We start from the raw sequence: 18112 nt of genomic DNA on the forward strand, positions 1-18112 counted from the left end.
CGATCAGTCCAGGAGGTCGGCGTACAGGATGGAGGACAGGTAGCGCTCGCCGAACGACGGGATGATCACGACGATCAGCTTCCCGGCGTTCTCGGGGCGCTTGCCGAGCTCGATCGCGGCGTGCAGCGCGGCACCCGAGGAGATCCCGACGAGCAGGCCCTCCTCCTTGGCGGCGCGGCGCGCGACGGCCACGGCGGTGTCGGCGTCCACGTCGATGATCTCGTCGTAGACGCCGGTGTCGAGGATCTCCGGCACGAAGTTCGCGCCGATGCCCTGGATCTTGTGCGGCCCGGGCTGGCCCCCGTTGAGGATCGGCGACTCGGCCGGCTCGACGCCCACGATCTGCACGCCGGGCTTGCGCTCCTTGAGCACCTGACCGACGCCCGTGATCGTGCCGCCGGTGCCGATGCCCGCGACCAGGATGTCGACGGCGCCGTCGGTGTCCGCCCAGATCTCCTCGGCGGTGGTGCGGCGGTGGATCGCGGGGTTGGCCTCGTTCGCGAACTGCCGGGCCAGGACGGCGCCCGGGCGCTCCGCGACGATCTCGTTCGCCCGGTTCACCGCGCCCTTCATGCCCTCGGACGCCGGCGTGAGGATCAGCTCGGCGCCGTAGGCCCGCAGCAGCGCGCGGCGCTCCTTGGACATCGACTCCGGCATGGTCAGCACGACGTCGTAGCCGCGGGCCGCGCCGACGAACGCCAGCGCGATGCCGGTGTTGCCGCTCGTGGCCTCGACGATCGTCCCGCCGGGCTGCAGCTCGCCGGACGCCTCGGCGGCGTCCACGATGGCGACGCCGATGCGGTCCTTCACCGAGCTGGCCGGGTTGTAGAACTCGAGCTTGCCGACGACCGTCGCGTCGACGCCCTCGGTCAGCTTGTTGATCCGCACCAGCGGGGTGTTGCCGATGAGCTGCGTCGCGTCGTCGTAGATGCGTGCCATGTCCGGGTCCGTCCGTCCTGTGGTTCCGACAAGAGGGTGGTGCAGGGGGCCGTGGGAGGCCGCGCGGCGAGGAGGGGTCCGGCCGCGGGTCGAGGGCGAGCGATGGCCCGGCAGCGGGTGCCCCGGGTCGGGCCTCCGCCGGCGCGCGGCGGAGCGGCCACCGCTCTAGCGACAGCGACAGGTGCTCGCGGGCGCGAGCGCGACGGGGACGGCGGCGCGAGCGGTGCTCGGCGGGCGCGGCGAGGAGCCCGCGGTGCTCGGCGCGATGACGCGCATGCCCGGCTCCCTTCCCCGTCAGGTCGGCGTCAGGGCCGACAGGCCTGACAGTAGCCCCAACGCTCCGAGCCCCACAAAGATGCCCGGCGGTGGGACGATGCCGGTCATGAGGGTGGACGACGCGGTTCCCGACGTGCTCGGCGGCGACTGGGTGCAGCGCACCCTGCACCTGGTGCCGGACGCCCAGGGCGACCCCGTCGCCACGCTCGTCCACCGGCGGGACGCCGGCGCGGACCGCACCCGGCCGGCGGTGCTCTACGTGCACGGGTTCGTCGACTACTTCTTCCAGACCCACGTCGCGGACGCCCTCGCCGAGCGCGGCTACGACCTGTACGCCCTCGACCTGCGCGACTACGGCCGCTCGATCCGCCCGGGTCGGGAGCCCAACGACACCCGGGAGCTCGCGGTCTACGCGGAGGAGATGGACGCGGCCCTCCGGCTGGTCCGCGCGGAGCACGACCGCGTCGTCCTGCTCGGCCACTCGACCGGCGGGCTGGTCGCGGCGCTGTGGGCCCACCACCGGCGGGGCCGCGGCCGCGTCGACGCGGTGGTGCTCAACAGCCCGTGGCTGGCCGTGCGGGGGTCGTGGTTGGAGCGCCGGGTCCTGGCCCCCCTGCTGGACCACGTGGTCGGCCGGGTCGCGCCGGGGGTGATCGTGTCCCGCATCGGCGAGCACTACGGCCGTGCCCTGCACGTCGACGGCGGCGGCGAGTGGACGTACGACCTCGCGTGGAAGCCGCACGAGGGCTTCCCCGTGCGCGCCGGGTTCGTCCGGGCCGTGCGCCGCGGCCACACCGAGGTCGCGCGGGGCCTGGACATCGACGTGCCGGTGCTCGTGCTCGCGTCCGACGCGAGCGGCCCGGACGACCGCTGGCACGACGGCCTGCTCACCACCGACTCCGTGCTGGAGGTCGCCGACATGCGGCGCCTCGCGCCCCGGCTGGGCCCCGACGTGACGTACGAGGAGATCGGCGGGGGAGCGCACGACCTGGCGTTGTCCCCGCTGCCGGCGCGGACCCGGTACCTGGACGACGTCGTCGAGTGGCTGGACGTCACCCTGTCGCGGGCGGGCGCCTGACGCCTCCCCGGTGATCAGCGCTCATGTGACGGCAGACAGCAGGACCAGCATGCCGAGGAGCCCGGCGCACCACACGGCCAGCGGCACCAGCCGCATCCGGGGGCTCCGGCTCCGCATCCGCCGGCTCCATGCGAGCACGCCGACGGTCAGCGCCGCCAGGCCGAGGAACGGGAGCGCGAGGACGAGGACGTCGGGCACGACCTGATCCGACCACGGGCCGCCGCGACGCGCCAGGTCACCGGGGGTGCCGGTCAGAACAGCGGCCAGGGCACGGCCGGCATCTCGCCCTCGGGGCCGGGGAACCGCGCTTCGGCCAGCAGCCGCTCGCACCGTGTCCGCAGCGCCGTGAGCTCCGAGTCGGCCAGCAGCGGCCGCAGGCGCTCGCCGAGGTCCGCGTCGAGCGCGTCGCGCACCCGCGTGACCACGGCGCGCTCGTCGTCGTGCAGCTCCTCGCCGACCCAGCCCCACAGCACGGTGCGGAGCCTCGGCTCGACGTGGAACGTCACCCCGTGGTCCACGCCGAGGCGGCGCCCGTCCGGGAGCGGCAGCACGTGGCCGCCCTTGCGGTCGGCGTTGTTGACGACCACGTCGAACAGGGCCAGCCGGCGCAGCGCCGCGGAGTCCTCGTGCACGAGCGTCACGGGGTCGCCGTCTTCGTCACCGCCCTCCAGCACCGCGCGCCAGCCCTCCGCCGGCACGTCCGGGGTGGGCACGACGTCGACGGGGTCCTGGTCCGGGTCCGGCTCCTGCCAGAGCTGGACCATGCCGGGGCCGAGCGGGCCGTCCCGGAGCCAGGTGCGCGGGACCACGCCCCAGCCGCCGGCCTCCGACACCAGATACGCCGCCGCCTCGCGGTGCGCGAGCGTGCCGTCCGGGAAGTCCCAGAGCGGCTTCTCGCCCGCGACGGGCTTGTAGACGACCTGGACGTCCCCGATCCGGGCGAGGAACGTCGCGTTGGACGCGACGGTGATGCGGCCGACGACCTCGAGCGGGCCGTCGAGGGCGTCGCCGTCCGGGTCCTCCGCCGGGTCCGGGGCGGTCACCAGGTCTCGGGCGCCGCGCAGTCGTGGCCGTCCGGGTCCATCGGCTCGCCGCAGCGCGGGCACGCCGGCCGGCCGGCCCGGACCACGCGGCGCGCGCGCTCGGCGAACGCCCGTGCGGTCCCGACCGGCATCCGCAGCACCAGGGCCTCCTCCGGCTCCGGGTCCTCCTCCACGAGCCGGGCGGCCTCCTCCTCGGACTCGACCACCAGGAGCGGGTACGCCTCCACGACGACCTGCGCGGTGGACCGGTCGAAGTGCAGGCGCATCTGACCGAGCCGGAAGTCCTCCTCGACGGGCTGCTCGACCGGGCCGTCGTCGACCAGCTCGGGGAGCGCCGTGGCGGGCACGCTGAACCGGTTCCCGTCCTCCGCCATCAGGTCGTCGAGCACCTCGTCGATCTTGTCGGCGAGGGACGCGGCCCACTCCTTCTCCATCGCGATGGAGGTCAGCCGGCGACCGGTGCGGGCCTGCAGGTAGAAGGTGCGGGCGCCCGGGCGCCCGACGGTGCCGATGACGACGCGGTCGGGCCAGTCGTGCTCGTGGAGGAGAGTCGCCATGCCCCCATGCTAGGAGCGGTCACCGACAGCGGCGCGGGACGCCCCGTGCCCGGCCCCGCCGCCGACGGGCGCGTCTCCCGCGGGGCCCGCGGCGCGCAGCCACGACAGGTCGCCGGCGTCCGTGTTCGTCGCGACGACGTCCGGCCGGGCGGGGCCGTACCGCACGACCGACACCGAGGCCGGGCCCGCGCTCAGCCGCTGGAACAGGTCCAGGTGCATGCCCAGGGCGTCCGCGAGCACGGCCTTGACGATGTCCCCGTGGGTGACCGCGGCCCAGACCGCCCCCGGCCCGTGCTCGGCCTCGACCGCGGCGTCGAGCTCCCGGACGGCCGCCACGGCGCGGGCCTGCATCGCGGCGAGCGACTCGCCGCCCGGGAAGACCGCCGCGCTCGGCTGCGTCTGCACGGTGGCCCACAGCGGCTCGGACGTCAGGTCGCGCAGCGTCCGGCCCTGCCACGCGCCGTAGTCGCACTCGGTGAGCCGGTCCTCCACCGGCGTCCGCGGCGCGGCGTCCTGCCGCTCGACGATCGCCTGCGCGGTCTCGCGGCAGCGCTCGAGCGGGCTGCTGACCACGGCGACCAGCGGGACGACGGCGAGCCGCTCGCCGGTCCGCGCCGCCTGCTCACGCCCGGTCGCGTCGAGCAGGACCCCGGGGGTGCGCCCTGCCAGGACGCCGTCGGCGTTCGCGGTGGTGCGGCCGTGGCGGACGAGGAGGACGGTGGCCATGCGCGCAGCCTAGGCACGGCGAGGGGGCCGCGTGGGCTACCGTCGGCCGGTGCGGACGGCGGGAGTGGTCGGCGGCGGTCCTGCGGGGCTGGTCGCCGCGGAGGTGCTGGCCCGGTCGGGCGTGGCCGTCACGGTCTACGACCGGATGCCGTCGGTCAGCCGCAAGCTGCTGCTCGCCGGGCACGGCGGCCTCAACATCACGCACTCCGAGGACCGGGAGCGGATGCTCGCCCGCTACGGCGCCTCGGCGGACCGGCTCGCGCCGATGATCGACGCGTTCACCCCCGCGGACCTGCGCGCGTGGTGCGCGGGGCTGGGGGAGCCGACGTTCGTCGGGTCGAGCGGGCGCGTCTTCCCGCAGTCGTTCCGGGCGACGCCGCTGGTCCGCGCCTGGCTGACCCGGCTCGACGGTCTCGGGGTGCGCCTCGAGAAGCGGCAGCGCTGGACCGGCTGGACCGCCGACGGCGCGGGGCTGCGGCTGACGGCCGTCGGCGGCGCCACCGACGGCGCCGAGCGGGAGGTGCGGCACGACGTCGTGCTGTTCGCGCTCGGCGGCGCGTCGTGGCCGCGGCTCGGTGCCGACGGCAGCTGGATCGACGCGTTCGCCCGCCGCGGGGTGGCGGTCGCGCCGCTGCGGGCGGCCAATGTCGGGATGCGCGTCGGCTGGACGGCCGAGTTCGCCGACCGGTTCCAGGGCGTGCCGCTCAAGAGCGTCGCCCTGACCGTCCGCGGCCAGGACGCGGCGCCGGTGCGCGGGGACGCGATGGTGACCCGGACCGGCATCGAGGGCGGCCCGGTCTACGCGAGCGGTGCCGCGGTCCGCGCCGCGCTCGACGCCGACGGCCGGTGCGTCCTCGAGGTGGACCTGCGCCCCGACCTGACCGCTGCCCGGCTGGCCGAGCGGCTGGCGCGTCGCCGACCCCGGGACTCCCGGTCGAGCTGGCTGCAGCGGTCGATCGGCCTGGACCGGGTCGCGATCGCCCTGCTGCGCGAGGCGACCGGGAACGCGGTGCCCGACGACCCCGCCGCGGTGGCCGCCCTGGTGAAGGCGGTGCCCGTGGTGGTCACCGCGACGATGCCCATCGACAAGGCGATCTCCAGCGCGGGCGGCATCCGCTGGTCCGAGGTGGACGACGCGCTGATGCTGCGGGCGCTGCCCGGCACGTTCGTCGCGGGGGAGATGCTCGACTGGGAGGCGCCCACCGGCGGGTACCTGCTGCAGGCGTCCTTCAGCACGGGTGTCGCCGCGGCGCACGGGATGCTCGCGTGGCTCGGTCGAGCAGGGGAGCGGATGACGGGAATCGAACCCGCGTAGCCAGTTTGGAAGACTGGGGCTCTACCATTGAGCTACATCCGCGCAGGCCCGCCAGGGCGAGCCGCCGGACCAGGGTACCGGGTCCGGCGCCGGACCCCACGCCACTAGACTCGCCCCCGCACGGGATGTGGCGCAGGTTGGTAGCGCGTCCGCTTTGGGAGCGGAAGGTCGTCGGTTCGAATCCGTCCATCCCGACTCCGCTTCTCTCGTCCGAGGACCGCGCGCATGGCCGTCGACGCCGCCGAGCTCGGCCCCGTCCTCCGTCTGCTCGCCGACCGGGTGCCCGGACTGGTCCCCGACGCCTGGGTGCCGTCCGTGCAGGGCGCGGTGGGCCACGTGGTCGGCGCGACCGGCCCGTCCGGCGACCGCTACGTGCTCAAGGTGCTCCCGCCGGCCGTCGCGGACCGGCTGCCGGCGGAGGTCGCGGCGCTGGGACTGCTCGCCGGCGTGCCGGAGGTCCCCGTGCCCGCGGTCGTCGCGCACGGCGCCGCGCCGGACGGCGGCGGGTACCTGCTCATGACGCGGCTCGACGGCGTCCGGTGGGCCGACCGCCGGGCGCGGCTGGACGCGACGACGACCTCCGACCTCACCGCCGAGGTCGGGCGGGCGCTGCGCCGGGTGCACGGAGTCCCGGGCCCCTGGTTCGGTGAGCTGACGGGCCAGGGGCCGAGGTGGTCGACCGCGTGGGACCGGGTGCAGGCGCGCACCGACGAGCTGCTGGCCGACTACCGCCGGGTCGGTGGCGCGGCGGACCTGGAGAGCCGGGTCCGGGCGCTGGTGCGCGACCACCGCCACGCGTTCCGGGCCTGCGAGGGCCCGGTGCTGTGCCACCGCGACCTGGTCGACGGGAACGTGCTCGTGTCCGACGACGACGCCGCGCGGCTCTCCGGGGTGGTCGACCTGGAGCGTGCGGGGTGGGACGACCCGGTGGCGGACCTCGCGCTGACGCTGTCGCACGTCCGGCAGCACGTCCCGGGGGACGCGGAGGTGCTCGTCGCGGGGTACGGGGCGCTGGGGCCGGACGAGCAGGCGCGCCTGGGCGTGCACGAGGTGCTGCACCTCGTCGCCGAGCTGTCGTGGGTGGCGCACGACCGGCCGGCGGGCTGGCGGGAGTCGGTCGAGCGGCTCGACGGCCTGGTGCGTGCGCGGGTGTGAGCGAGTCGCCGGTGTGGTGTGATGGGTAGACGAGATCGTCTACCTGAGGAGCCCGCCATGGCACGCGCAGAGCACGGCACCCCCGAGGGACCCGAGGCGCGGCCGGTACGCAGCCCCCTGCGGACGGCGGGCCGGATCGCGCTCGGCGCCGTGCTGGTGTTCGCGGGCACCAGCCACCTGACCTTCGCGCGTGAGGAGTTCCAGGCGCAGGTGCCCGGGTGGGTGCCGGTGGACGAGGACGCGGTGGTGCTCGGCTCGGGCGTCGTCGAGATCACGCTGGGGACGGCGCTCGCGGTCGCCCCGCGGCGGTACCGCACGGCGGTCGGCTGGCTGGCGGCGGCGTTCTTCGTCGCGATCTTCCCCGGGAACGTCTCGCAGCACGTCACGCGCACCGACGCCTTCGGGCTGGACTCCGACGCCAAGCGGCTGGCCCGGCTGCCCTTCCAGGCGCTCCTCGTCGCGTGGTCGCTCTGGTCCACCGGCGCGTGGCGCGCCTGGCGCCGCCGCCCCCGCTGACGGGAGCGCGCCCGGCGCCGCGTCCGCCGAGGTCGTCACACCGTCACGAGGTCGTCCCGCAGACCTGACGACCTCGTGCACGACTGACGACCTCGGCCGCGGTGGGCGACCCGCGCCGGCCGTCCGGTTTCGCGGCGGCGTGCGCCCGTGGCGTACGATCGTCCGGCCGGTGCGCGCGTCCAGTCATGCCCGCACGCGCCGAAGCGTGCCGCCCACGGGGGAGCGAGGATCCGCCTCGCCGGTGCGCCCGAGCTCCCCACGCCGGACCCCCGGCGCAGACCGTCCGAGCAGTTGGAGACCACTGAAGTGAAGAGCGCCGTCGAGACCCTGGAGCCCACCAAGGTCAGGCTGACCGTCGAGGTTCCGTACGACGAGCTCAAGCCGAGCATCGATCACGCCTACGCGCACATCGCGGAGCAGGTGACGATCCCCGGCTTCCGCAAGGGCAAGGTCCCGCCGCGGATCATCGACCAGCGCGTCGGCCGCCCCGCGGTGATGGAGCACGCCGTCAACGAGGGCCTGTCCGGCTTCTACGCCGAGGCCGTCCGCGAGAACAAGCTGCGCCCGCTCGGCCAGCCCGAGGTCGACGTCACCAAGGTCCCCGGCCTGGTGGCGGGCGACACGGACGGCGACCTGGTCTTCACGGCCGAGGTCGAGGTCCGCCCCGAGATCGAGGTCCCCGCGCTGGACGGGCTGTCCGTCACGGTCGAGGGCCCGGAGGTCACGGACGAGGACGTGCAGGGCCGCCTGGACGCGCTGCGCGAGCGCTTCGGCACCCTGGTCGGCGTCGACCGCCCGGCCGCCGAGAAGGACTTCGCCGTGATCGACCTGGTCGCGAAGATCGCCGACGAGGAGGTCGACACCGTCTCCGGCGTCTCCTACCAGATCGGCTCGGGCAACATGCTCGAGGGCCTGGACGAGGCGCTGACGGGCCTGTCGGCCGGCGAGACCACGACCTTCGAGACCACGCTGGTCGGCGGCGACCACGCCGGCGAGGTCGCGCAGGTCACGGTGACCGCGAGCTCCGTCAAGGAGCGCGAGCTGCCCGAGGCCGACGACGACTTCGCCCAGATGGCCTCGGAGTTCGACACGATCGACGAGCTGATGGCGGACCTGCGCGAGCAGGCGTCCAAGATCAAGGCGCAGAACCAGGCCGTGCAGGCCCGCGACGTCCTGCTGGAGCAGCTGCTCGAGCAGGTCGAGATCCCGGTCCCGCAGGGCGCCGTCGAGGCCGAGGTGCACCGTCACCTCGAGTCCGAGGGCCGCCTGGAGGACGACGTGCACCGCGCCGAGGTCGCCGAGCAGGCCACCACCGCGCTGCGCAACCAGATCCTCCTGGACACCCTGGCCGAGAACCTCGAGGTCAAGGTCAACCAGGGCGAGCTCGTCGACTACCTGGTGAGCGCGTCCCGCCAGTACGGCATGGACCCGAACACCTTCATCCAGACCATCGACCAGCAGGGCCAGATCCCGGCCATGGTGGCGGAGGTCGCGCGCTCGAAGGCGCTGGCCGTCGCGCTGCGCCGTGTCGCCGTCGTCGACGGTGCCGGTGCCCCGGTGGACCTGTCCGAGTTCATCGGCACGGACGAGGAGGACGCCGCGCAGTCGGCCCTCGAGGACGCCGTGCAGACGGCCGCGGCCGACGGTGCCGACGTCGAGGAGCCCACGGAGGCCGCCGAGGCCCCCGAGGCGACCGAGGACGACGCCAAGGCCTGACCCGCTCGACGAGGGCCCCGCACCGCGCGCCGGTGCGGGGCCCCCGTGCATCCCGGCACACCCGACGAGCGCCCCGCCCGGCGCCCCGCCCACGTGCGCCGACAGCGAAACGGGCGCCGGGCGGGACGAACCGCAGGTGGGCCGGGCGTTAGGGTCGCTGCAACAGCACGGCCCGCCCCGGGGTCACCGGCGCGGGCAGAGCACAAGCCTGACGAGGGAGCCTTCGTGAACGACCAGACGCCGGCCATCGCCCGGGCAGAGTCCGGCGGACTCGGCCTCAACGACAGCATCTACAACCGGCTCCTGCGGGAGCGCATCATCTGGCTGGGGTCGGAGGTCCGGGACGAGAACGCCAACGCCATCTGCGCGCAGATGATGCTGCTGGCCGCCGAGGACCCGGACAAGGACATCTTCCTGTACATCAACTCGCCCGGCGGCTCCATCACCGCGGGCATGGCGATCTACGACACGATGCAGTTCATCCAGCCCGACGTCGCCACCGTGGCGATGGGCATGGCGGCGTCGATGGGGCAGTTCCTGCTCTCCTCGGGCGCCAAGGGCAAGCGCTACGCGACCCCGCACGCCCGCGTGATGATGCACCAGCCGTCCGGCGGCATCGGCGGCACCGCCACCGACGTGCGGATCAACGCCCAGCTCATCCTGCACATGAAGACCGTGCTGGCGGGCCTGATCGCCGAGCAGACCGGCAAGTCGGTGGAGCAGATCACCGCCGACTCGGACCGCGACCGCTGGTTCACCGCCCCCGAGGCGCTGGAGTACGGGTTCGTCGACAAGGTCGTGACCCACGCCGGTGCCGTGACCGGCGACGGCGGCATGCAGGCCGGCTGAGCCGCGCCGCCCGCCCCACGACACCCGAGACCTGAAGGAGAGCTCAGTGAGCACCGAGTCGCAGTTCATCGCCCGGGCCGGGCGCCTCGCCGGCGGCTGGGGCGCAGCAACCCCGGCGCCGAGCGCCCGGTACGTGCTGCCCCAGTTCGAGGAGCGCACGGCCTACGGCTTCAAGCGGCAGGACCCGTACACCAAGCTGTTCGAGGACCGCATCATCTTCCTCGGCGTGCAGGTGGACGACGCCTCCGCGGACGACATCATGGCCCAGCTGCTGGTCCTGGAGTCGACCGACCCCGACGGCGTCATCACGCTGTACATCAACTCGCCCGGTGGCTCGTTCACCGCGCTGACCGCGATCTACGACACGATGCAGTACATCAAGCCGCAGATCCAGACGGTGTGCCTGGGCCAGGCGGCCTCGGCCGCGGCGGTCCTGCTGGCCGCCGGCACCCCGGGCAAGCGCCTGGCGCTGCCGAACGCCCGCGTGCTGATCCACCAGCCCGCGATGGAGGGCGGCGGCTACGCGCAGGCCTCCGACATCGAGATCCACGCGAACGAGCTGATCCGGATGCGTGAGTGGCTCGAGGAAACCCTCGCGCACCACACCGGCCAGCCGATCGACAGGGTGCGGCAGGACATCGAGCGCGACAAGATCCTCACCGCGGCGCAGGCGCACGAGTACGGTCTGGTGGACCAGGTGCTCGCCAGCCGCAAGGGTGTCGTCGCCACGACCGTCGAGCCGTCGGCCTGACACGCGTCCCGGGGCCCGCTGCCGTCGCGCAGCGGGCCCGGGGAACGGCCCGGCCGGACGACACGCCCGGCTCAGGGGCGTGGAGGGGCGACACCGCGCCCGGCGTGGTGTGCAATGGACCGATGGGCGGCCGGCTCCGGCCGGACCGCCCCAGCTGAGGACTCAGCGACGACGCGACCGCCGACGGTCGCACCGAGGGAAGGGGACGCACGTGGCTCGCATCGGGGACGGCGCGGACCTTCTCAAGTGCTCGTTCTGCGGCAAGTCGCAGAAGCAGGTCAAGAAGCTCATCGCGGGGCCAGGGGTCTACATCTGCGACGAGTGCATCGAGCTGTGCAACGAGATCATGGAGGAGGAGCGCGCGGAGGCCACCGAGATCGGCATGGTGGAGCTGCCCAAGCCGAAGGAGATCTTCGCGTTCCTCGAGCAGTACATCGTCGGGCAGGAGCCCGCGAAGCGGTCGCTCGCCGTGGCGGTCTACAACCACTACAAGCGCATCCAGGCGGGTGAGGCGACCCCGACGGTCGGCGCCGACCGGTCGGAGGACGCCGTCGAGATCGCGAAGTCGAACATCCTGCTGATCGGCCCCACGGGCTGCGGCAAGACGTACCTCGCGCAGACGCTGGCGAAGATGCTCAACGTCCCGTTCGCCATCGCGGACGCCACGGCCCTCACCGAGGCCGGCTACGTGGGCGAGGACGTCGAGAACATCCTGCTCAAGCTCATCCAGGCCGCCGACTTCGACGTGAAGAAGGCCGAGACCGGGATCATCTACATCGACGAGATCGACAAGATCGCCCGCAAGAGCGAGAACCCGTCGATCACGCGCGACGTGTCCGGCGAGGGCGTGCAGCAGGCGCTGCTGAAGATCCTCGAGGGCACGACGGCGTCGGTGCCGCCGCAGGGCGGGCGCAAGCACCCGCACCAGGAGTTCATCCAGATCGACACGACGAACGTGCTGTTCATCGTCGCGGGCGCGTTCGCGGGCCTGGACGAGATCATCACCTCGCGCGCCGGCCGCCGGGGCATCGGCTTCGGCGCCCCGCTGCACACCGCGGACGACCGCGACGTGTACGGCGACGTCATGCCGGAGGACCTGCTGAAGTTCGGGCTCATCCCGGAGTTCATCGGCCGCGTGCCGGTCATCACGACGGTGTCCCCGCTGGACCAGTCGGCGCTCGTGCGGATCCTCACCGAGCCCCGCAACGCCCTGGTCAAGCAGTACCAGCGGATGTTCGAGATCGACGGCGTCGAGCTGGAGTTCACGGACGACGCGGTCGAGGCCATCGCGGACCAGGCGCTGCTGCGCGGTACCGGCGCCCGCGGCCTGCGGGCCATCATGGAGGAGGTCCTCCAGCAGGTGATGTTCGAGGTGCCGAGCCGCGACGACGTCGAGAAGGTCGTCGTCAACCGGGGCGTCGTGCTCGAGAACGTCAACCCGACCCTCGTGCCCCGGCAGGCGCCCGCGAAGCGCACGCCGCGGGAGAAGAGCGCCTGAGCGTCGACCGCGCCCCTACGATCGGGGGCGTGACGACACCGCCCGACCCCGCCTCGACGCCCGCCCCCTCGACGGCGGCGGCCCCGACGCCCCCGCCGGAGCTCGCGCGCCTGCGCGGCAGCATCGACAACATCGACGCCGCGCTGATCCACCTGCTCGCGGAGCGGTTCAAGGCGACGCAGCAGGTCGGGGTGCTCAAGGCGCGCCTCGGCCTGCCGGCCTCCGACCCGGGGCGTGAGGCGCAGCAGGTCGCCCGCCTGCGGGACCTGGCGCACCAGGCGGACCTGGACCCGGTGTTCGCGGAGAAGTTCCTCGCGTTCATCGTGGAGGAGGTCATCCGGCACCACGAGGCCATCGCCGCGGGGCCCGACGGGCAGGGTGGCGCCACCGCCGGCTGAACCGGCCCGCGTCACCCTCCGGGGTGGCGCCGGACGCCGTGCTGTCAGAGGGTGGGAGGGGTCAGGACCGGTCGGCCGGCGTGGCCCGAGGGCGTGCGCCGGCGTGGCCGACAAGCGCACCCCTCGGAGGTCGCCTCGTGGAACTGCACTGGCTCAAGCCCCTGCTCGGACGTCCCGCCCCCTTCATCACGGTTCACCTCGACGCCACCCGGGCGGACGCGTCCGGCGACGAGGAGGTGGCCGGCCGCTGGCGGTCGTTGCGCCGGGAGCTGGAGCGCTCGGGAGCGCAGCAGGGGGTGCTCGACGAGATCGAGCAGCGCGTCACGCGCCCGACCGGCGTGGCCGGCCCGCACGGACGGGTCGTGGTCGCCGACGCCGAGGGCGTGGTGGTCGACCGGGTGCTGAAGGAGCCGCCCGCGCAGTCCACCGCCGAGCTCGGCGACGTGCCGAACCTGATGCCGGCGGTGCGCGTGTCCGACCAGGCCACGCGGTTCCTGCTGGTGGAGATCGACCGGCAGGGCGCGGACTTCACGTGGTCGGACGGCTCGGGGCTGCGGGACGCCGAGAAGGAGTCCGTCGAGGGGGACCACGACGTCCTGCGCAAGGTCAAGGAGACCGGCGACGGCTGGCGGAGCCGGCGGGTGCAGATGCGCGCCGAGGACTCCTGGGAGCGCAACGCCGAGACCGTCGCGGCCGACCTGGACCGGCAGGTGATCGCGCGCAAGCCGGAGGTCGTGCTGGTCACGGGCGACGTGCGGGCGGTGCCGCTGCTGTGCCACGCCGTCGGCGCCCGCACCAAGGACCTGATCGTGGAGGTGCCGGGCGGCTCGCGCGCCGACGGCGTCAACCAGGAGGTGTTCCACCAGCGGGTCGTCGAGGCGCTGGAGGCGTTCCGGCAGCGCCGCCGGGAGGGCGTGCTGGAGGCGTACCGCGGGGAGCTGGGCCGCGGGGCCGCGGCCGTCACGTCGGTGGACGACGTCGTCACCGTGCTCCAGCGCGGGCAGGTGCGCGAGCTCGTGCTGCACGAGGACGTGACGCTGCCGGGCTCGCCGCTCGCGGAGCGGCGGCTCTGGGTCGGCCCGGAGCCGCTGCAGATCGCGAGCAGCGAGGCGGACCTGACCGGGATCGGCGTCACCGAGGGCGCCCGTCAGATGCCGGCGGACGTGGCGCTGCTGCGCGCCGCGCTGGGCCAGGACGCCGGCCTGACCATCGCCCCGGACGGGCAGGTCGAGGTGGTCGACGGCATCGGCGCGCTGCTGCGCTGGAACGACGGGTCGACGCCGAGCGAGGCCCTGCCGACGCAGTCCGCCGACCAGGGGCGGCTGCACGACGTGGTCTGACCCCGCACGCGCCGCAGGGGGCGCCTCCGCACGTGCGTGCGGGGGCGCCCCCTGCGGCGTTCGCCCGAGGCGGCCTCAGGCCGCGGCGGTCGTCCAGTCGCCGTCGGCGGTCACGACGACCACCGTCGGACCGGCGCTCACCGGGACGGTGCCCGTGTACGGACCGATCTCGTTCACGAGCAGGCCGGCGGAGAACAGGTCGCCCGTCATCTCGTAGACGACGAAGTTCATCTGCCCGGCGTGGGTCAGCGCGAGGTTCGCCGCCGGGCCCTCGTACAGGAACAGGCCGTCCCCGTGGCCCGCGGCCGGCAGCGCCGGGACGGACGCGACCGGGGAGATCGTCAGCGTCCACGCGCCGTCGGCCTGCACCTGGATCGACTTCGGCTCCGCGTAGGCGGTCATGCCGAGGCCGGTCGTGCCGTCGTACGCGCCGATCGTGTTGACCAGCAGCTCGGTGGGGGCGTTGTCCACGTCGAGCACCGTGAGCACGAAGTTCGCCTGACCCTGGTGGGTGGCGTGCACGGCGCCGTAGACGACGCCCTCCGGCAGCGTGATCACGGTGTCGCCGGTGCCGGACTGCGAGACGACGTCGAAGGTGCCGAAGCCCGCGTCCGCCCACTGCGCGGCGGTGGCCGGCGCGTCCGCTGCCGGCTCGTCGGCCACGACCTCGTCGGCGGGAGCGGCCTCGTCGACCTGCTCCTGCAGGTCCACGACGGCCTGCTCGGCGGCCTCGTCCAGCGCGGCCGACGTGCCGGCGGCGAACAGGGCGCCGCTGACGATGTTGCCGATGATGCCGAGCACCACCAGGGCCCCCGTGACGATCCAGGCGAGCTTCTTGTGCTGGTCGTAGCCCGCGAGGCGCCGGCCCTGCTTGTCCTTCTGGGCGCCGGTGAGGACCAGGATCAGGTCGACGAGCGACCACACGCCGAGCCCGCCGATCGTCAGCAGCTTCGCGATGCCCGTGCCGATCTTGCCGAGGTAGAAGCGGTCGACGCCGAGCGTGCCGACGAACGCCGACAGCAGCCACGTGGCGACGAACGACTTGTCGGACTCCTGGCCCGCGAGCCAGGGCGCCTGGCCGGGCACGGGCGGCGCGTAGCCGTAGGCGGGCTGCTGCGGCACGGCGCCGTAGCCCTCGGGCGCGGGCGGCGGGACGGGGGAGGGCTGCTGCGGGTAGGACACCGGTGGCTCCGAGGGTCGGGTCGACGCGCGGGGCCGCTCGCCTCGCGCGCGCCGAACCTATGAGCCGGCTGTGCGCGGCGTCCCGGGAACGAAGGGTGAATGGCCGCGCGAACGGGTGAAGCGCGCGGGGTGTCAGCGCTGGTCAGGCCAGCAGCGTCGAGCCGATGAACCCGTCCACCAGCGTCCCGTCGTCCGCGACCCGCGGGACGCCGGGCGGGACCGCGAACTGGGCCGACGCGGTGTGCTGGACGTACTCCGACATGAGGTCCTGCGCGGCGAGCGCCTGCTGGACGGGCACGAACTGCGCGCGCGGGTCCCGGGTGAACGCGATGAAGTACAACCCGGCGTCGAGCCGCCCCAGGGCGTCGTTCCCGTCGGTGAACGTGTACCCGCGCCGCAGCATCCGGGCGCCGCCGTGCGCGGTGGGGTGCGCGAGGCGCACGTGGGAGGCCGTGTCGATCAGCGGGGACCCGTCCGAGCCGGTGCGGTCGAAGTCCGGCTCGGTGTGCTCCTCGCCGCCGGACAGCGGCGCGCCGATGCCCTTGGTCCGCCCGATCACGCGCTCCTGCTCGCGCAGCGACGAGCGGTCCCAGGTCTCGATCGTCATCCGGATGCGGCGGCCGGTGAGGTAGGTCCCGCCCACCATCCACGACGAGTCCGTGCCCGCCGCGGCGTCGGCCCGGGCGTCGGCGTCCTGCACCCACACGTGCTCCTCGAGGGCGGCGGACTCCTCGGCCATGATGTTCGCGGTGCCGTCCTTGAAGCCGAACAGGTTGCGCGGGGTCGCCTGGGCCGTGGAGGTCGACGACGTCCGGCCGTAGCCGAGCTGCGCCCACCGGATCCGGGCGGTGCCGAACGCCGCCCGGGACAGGTTCCGCACCGCGTGGAACGCCACCTGGGCGTCGTCGCTGCACGCCTGCACCACCAGGTCGCCGTCGCTGCGGGCGGGGTCCAGGTCGTCCCCGGGGAAGTGCGGCAGCGGCGCCAGGGCCCCGGGCAGCCGGCCGGCGAGCCCGAACGGGTCCGACTCCCCGTCGGCGCCCACGAACAGCGACCGCCCGAACCCGAAGGTGAGCGTCAGCCCGGCGGGCGGCAGGTCCGCGGCCTCGCCCGTGTCGTCCGGCGGCGCGTCGTAGCTGCCGCGGTCGAAGCCGACGGGCCCGGCGCCGAGGCCCCGGGTGAGCCGGGCCGCGGTCGTCGTCCAGGTGCGCAGCAGGTCGACCAGCGCGGCGCGGTCCGTGGTGGTGAGGTCGAACGCCGCCAGGTAGAGCCGGTCCTGCGCCGGGGTGACGACCCCGGCCTGGTGGGCGCCCGTGAACGGGTACGTGCGGGCCTCGGCGGCCGCCGCGGCGTCGGGCGCGGTGGCCCGCCCGGCGAACGCCCCGGCGCCGGCGGCGGCCGCCACGCCGGCGACAGCACCGCCGCCCCGGAGCAGCGCGCGGCGGCTGATGCCGCGGCCGCGCGGCTCCGGGGTGGTGGCGGACTCCTCCTCAGGCGGCATCGGTCACCGTCGCGGTGAGCCGGGACAGCGGCTCGCTCACGGCGTCCACCGCGGCGGCGAGCTCGGCGACCTGGTCGGCGGTCAGGTCGGTGTAGGCGACGAAGCCGGTGTCGACGGAGCCGTGCTGTGCGAGCAGGGCGTCCAGGTCGGCGAACCGCTCGTCGAGGTCCGCGACCAGGTCCGGGTCCTGCTCCTGAGCGACCTCGCGCAGTACGCCGAGCGCGACCTCGGCGCCGTCGACGTTCGCGCGGAAGTCCCACAGGTCCGTGTGCGACCAGATCTCCTCCTCGCCGGTGACCTTGCCCGTGGCGACCTCGTCCAGCAGCTCCTTGGCGCCGTTGGAGATCTGGAACGCCTCGAAGGTGAAGTCGTCGGCGGTCACGCGGGACTCGAGCTCCGCGGTCAGCTCGACGAGGCGGTCGGCGGCGGCCTGGCGCTGCTCGGGCGTCAGGGGGACGTAGGTCTCGCCGCCGTTCGCGTCGGGGGCCGGCTGCCAGAGGTCCTTCTCGACGTAGTGCCAGCCGCTCCACTCGTCGCCCTCCGCGAGGTCGGCCTCGCGGGCGTCGAGCAGCGGGTCCAGGTCGCCGAACGACTCCGCGACCGGCTCCACCCGCTCCCAGTGCACGCGCACCGCGGCGTACAGCGACCGCGCGGTGTCGTCGTCGCCGGCGGCGTACGCGTCGGCGAACTCCTGGGTGCCGGTGACGAGCGAGCCGACCTGGTCCTTCACGTACGCGACGTAGTCCGCCTCGGCGTCGGCGAGCTGGTCCGCGACGGCGCCCGTGGGCCCGACCTCGGCGCCCGAGTCCGTGACCGTGAACGCGGAGACGAGCCCGTCGCCGACCATCCCGGGCTTGCACGCGGTGTAGTAGTCGCCCGGGGCGACCTGCACGACGAGGTCGCGGGTCAGGCCGGGGCCGATGTTCTCCACCTCGGACACGACGCGGAGCCGGTCGTCGGCCAGCAGGTAGAACTCGGTCACGTCGTCGCCGCTGTTCGTGACGGTGAAGGTGACGTTCCCGGACGGCGCCTCGGACGCCGAGACGTCGCAGGCGCTCGCCGAGGAGTCGACGGTGATGGCGTCCGCGGCGGCGGGCGCGTCGTTGTCGACGCACGCGGCCAGCGGCAGCGTCAGGGCCGCCAGCGCAGGGCGTCCAGGTCGGCGAACCGCTCGTCGAGGTCCGCGACCAGGTCCGGGTCCTGCTCCTGAGCGACCTCGCGCAGTACGCCGAGCGCGACCTCGGCGCCGTCGACGTTCGCGCGGAAGTCCCA

Annotated in this window: 18 protein-coding genes and 2 tRNA genes; 11 read left to right on the forward strand and 9 right to left on the reverse strand. The window is 74.3% G+C overall.

Annotation, left to right across the window (positions count from 1 at the left end; translation table 11 throughout):
• Positions 1 to 3: 3 nt before the first annotated feature.
• Positions 4 to 939, reverse strand: coding sequence for a cysteine synthase A (gene cysK, locus KJP73_RS05750; protein WP_213281840.1), 936 nt, complete (start codon positions 937 to 939; stop codon positions 4 to 6).
• Between the two features lie 382 nt (positions 940 to 1321).
• Between cysK and KJP73_RS05755 the strand changes: the two genes are divergently transcribed.
• Positions 1322 to 2293 (forward strand): alpha/beta hydrolase, encoded by a 972-nt coding sequence (locus KJP73_RS05755; RefSeq protein WP_213281841.1) that lies wholly within the window; start codon positions 1322 to 1324, stop codon positions 2291 to 2293.
• Positions 2294 to 2314: 21 nt separating this feature from the next.
• On the opposite strand, the gene KJP73_RS05760 is transcribed toward KJP73_RS05755, so the two are convergent.
• From KJP73_RS05760 to KJP73_RS05775, 4 genes are read right to left on the reverse strand one after another with little or no spacing between them, the layout of a single operon-like run.
• Positions 2315 to 2491: a hypothetical protein gene (locus KJP73_RS05760; RefSeq protein ID WP_213281842.1), complete on the reverse strand. Its 177-nt coding sequence runs from the start codon at positions 2489 to 2491 to the stop codon at positions 2315 to 2317.
• 53 nt (positions 2492 to 2544) lie between these two features.
• Complete coding sequence (locus KJP73_RS05765) at positions 2545 to 3336, reverse strand: SCO1664 family protein (protein ID WP_213281843.1); 792 nt, start codon at positions 3334 to 3336, stop codon at positions 2545 to 2547.
• Positions 3333 to 3893, reverse strand: coding sequence for a DUF3090 domain-containing protein (locus KJP73_RS05770; protein WP_213281844.1), 561 nt, complete (start codon positions 3891 to 3893; stop codon positions 3333 to 3335). The genes KJP73_RS05765 and KJP73_RS05770 overlap by 4 nt, the downstream gene beginning before the upstream one ends.
• A 9-nt stretch (positions 3894 to 3902) precedes the next feature.
• A complete protein-coding gene (locus KJP73_RS05775) occupies positions 3903 to 4619 on the reverse strand; it encodes an MSMEG_4193 family putative phosphomutase (RefSeq protein ID WP_213281845.1) in 717 nt (238 codons plus the stop codon).
• A gap of 49 nt (positions 4620 to 4668) precedes the next feature.
• On the opposite strand from KJP73_RS05775, the gene KJP73_RS05780 reads away from it, so the two are divergent.
• On the forward strand, positions 4669 to 5934 hold the full coding sequence (locus tag KJP73_RS05780) for an NAD(P)/FAD-dependent oxidoreductase (protein ID WP_249669132.1): 1266 nt from the start codon (positions 4669 to 4671) through the stop codon (positions 5932 to 5934).
• On the opposite strand, the gene KJP73_RS05785 is transcribed toward KJP73_RS05780, so the two are convergent.
• Positions 5906 to 5976: transfer RNA gene (locus KJP73_RS05785), tRNA-Gly, on the reverse strand. The two genes, KJP73_RS05780 and KJP73_RS05785, sit on opposite strands and share 29 nt — an antisense overlap.
• A gap of 79 nt (positions 5977 to 6055) precedes the next feature.
• Between KJP73_RS05785 and KJP73_RS05790 the strand changes: the two genes are divergently transcribed.
• The 9 genes from KJP73_RS05790 to KJP73_RS05830 all read left to right on the forward strand — a co-directional run bounded on the left by KJP73_RS05790 (position 6056) and on the right by KJP73_RS05830 (position 14157).
• Positions 6056 to 6129, forward strand: a tRNA-Pro gene (locus KJP73_RS05790).
• Between the two features lie 30 nt (positions 6130 to 6159).
• Positions 6160 to 7089, forward strand: a complete 930-nt coding sequence (locus KJP73_RS05795; protein ID WP_213281847.1) for a phosphotransferase family protein — start codon at positions 6160 to 6162, stop codon at positions 7087 to 7089.
• Between the two features lie 57 nt (positions 7090 to 7146).
• Entirely contained in the window at positions 7147 to 7605 is a 459-nt protein-coding gene (locus KJP73_RS05800) for a DoxX family protein (protein WP_249669133.1), read from the forward strand.
• 306 nt (positions 7606 to 7911) lie between these two features.
• A complete protein-coding gene (tig, locus tag KJP73_RS05805) occupies positions 7912 to 9321 on the forward strand; it encodes a trigger factor (protein WP_213281858.1) in 1410 nt (469 codons plus the stop codon).
• A 225-nt stretch (positions 9322 to 9546) separates the two neighbouring features.
• A complete protein-coding gene (locus tag KJP73_RS05810) occupies positions 9547 to 10170 on the forward strand; it encodes an ATP-dependent Clp protease proteolytic subunit (RefSeq protein ID WP_213281848.1) in 624 nt (207 codons plus the stop codon).
• 46 nt (positions 10171 to 10216) lie between these two features.
• Positions 10217 to 10921: an ATP-dependent Clp protease proteolytic subunit gene (locus KJP73_RS05815; RefSeq protein ID WP_282945286.1), complete on the forward strand. Its 705-nt coding sequence runs from the start codon at positions 10217 to 10219 to the stop codon at positions 10919 to 10921.
• 211 nt (positions 10922 to 11132) lie between these two features.
• Entirely contained in the window at positions 11133 to 12419 is a 1287-nt protein-coding gene (gene clpX, locus KJP73_RS05820; protein WP_213281849.1) for an ATP-dependent Clp protease ATP-binding subunit ClpX, read from the forward strand.
• A 29-nt stretch (positions 12420 to 12448) separates the two neighbouring features.
• Positions 12449 to 12817 carry a chorismate mutase gene (locus KJP73_RS05825; RefSeq protein ID WP_213281850.1) on the forward strand — a complete coding sequence of 123 codons (369 nt, stop codon included), beginning with the start codon at positions 12449 to 12451 and terminating at the stop codon, positions 12815 to 12817.
• Between the two features lie 137 nt (positions 12818 to 12954).
• A complete protein-coding gene (locus tag KJP73_RS05830; RefSeq protein ID WP_213281851.1) occupies positions 12955 to 14157 on the forward strand; it encodes a hypothetical protein in 1203 nt (400 codons plus the stop codon).
• A 75-nt stretch (positions 14158 to 14232) separates the two neighbouring features.
• On the opposite strand, the gene KJP73_RS05835 is transcribed toward KJP73_RS05830, so the two are convergent.
• The 3 genes from KJP73_RS05835 to efeO form a co-directional block, all read right to left on the reverse strand.
• Complete coding sequence (locus tag KJP73_RS05835; protein ID WP_249669134.1) at positions 14233 to 15339, reverse strand: TM2 domain-containing protein; 1107 nt, start codon at positions 15337 to 15339, stop codon at positions 14233 to 14235.
• 142 nt (positions 15340 to 15481) lie between these two features.
• The gene (gene efeB / locus KJP73_RS05840; RefSeq protein WP_213281852.1) at positions 15482 to 16840 is read right to left on the reverse strand and encodes an iron uptake transporter deferrochelatase/peroxidase subunit; all 1359 of its coding nucleotides are present in this window, start codon (positions 16838 to 16840) and stop codon (positions 15482 to 15484) included.
• On the reverse strand, positions 16830 to 17984 hold the full coding sequence (gene efeO, locus KJP73_RS05845) for an iron uptake system protein EfeO (RefSeq protein ID WP_213281861.1): 1155 nt from the start codon (positions 17982 to 17984) through the stop codon (positions 16830 to 16832). Before efeO ends, efeB begins: the two co-directional genes overlap by 11 nt.
• Between the last annotated feature and the right edge of the window lie 128 nt (positions 17985 to 18112).

This window comes from Cellulomonas hominis, from assembly GCF_901521055.1.
GTDB lineage: Bacteria > Actinomycetota > Actinomycetes > Actinomycetales > Cellulomonadaceae > Cellulomonas > Cellulomonas endometrii.

Coding starts and splice junctions, on each gene's coding strand:
- cysK (WP_213281840.1), bottom strand. CDS start 939: ATGGCACGCATCTACGACGACGCGACGCAGCTCATCGGCAACACCCCG.
- KJP73_RS05755 (WP_213281841.1), top strand. CDS start 1,322: ATGAGGGTGGACGACGCGGTTCCCGACGTGCTCGGCGGCGACTGGGTG.
- KJP73_RS05770 (WP_213281844.1), bottom strand. CDS start 3,893: ATGGCGACTCTCCTCCACGAGCACGACTGGCCCGACCGCGTCGTCATC.
- KJP73_RS05775 (WP_213281845.1), bottom strand. CDS start 4,619: ATGGCCACCGTCCTCCTCGTCCGCCACGGCCGCACCACCGCGAACGCC.
- KJP73_RS05795 (WP_213281847.1), top strand. CDS start 6,160: ATGGCCGTCGACGCCGCCGAGCTCGGCCCCGTCCTCCGTCTGCTCGCC.
- KJP73_RS05800 (WP_249669133.1), top strand. CDS start 7,147: ATGGCACGCGCAGAGCACGGCACCCCCGAGGGACCCGAGGCGCGGCCG.
- efeB (WP_213281852.1), bottom strand. CDS start 16,840: ATGCCGCCTGAGGAGGAGTCCGCCACCACCCCGGAGCCGCGCGGCCGC.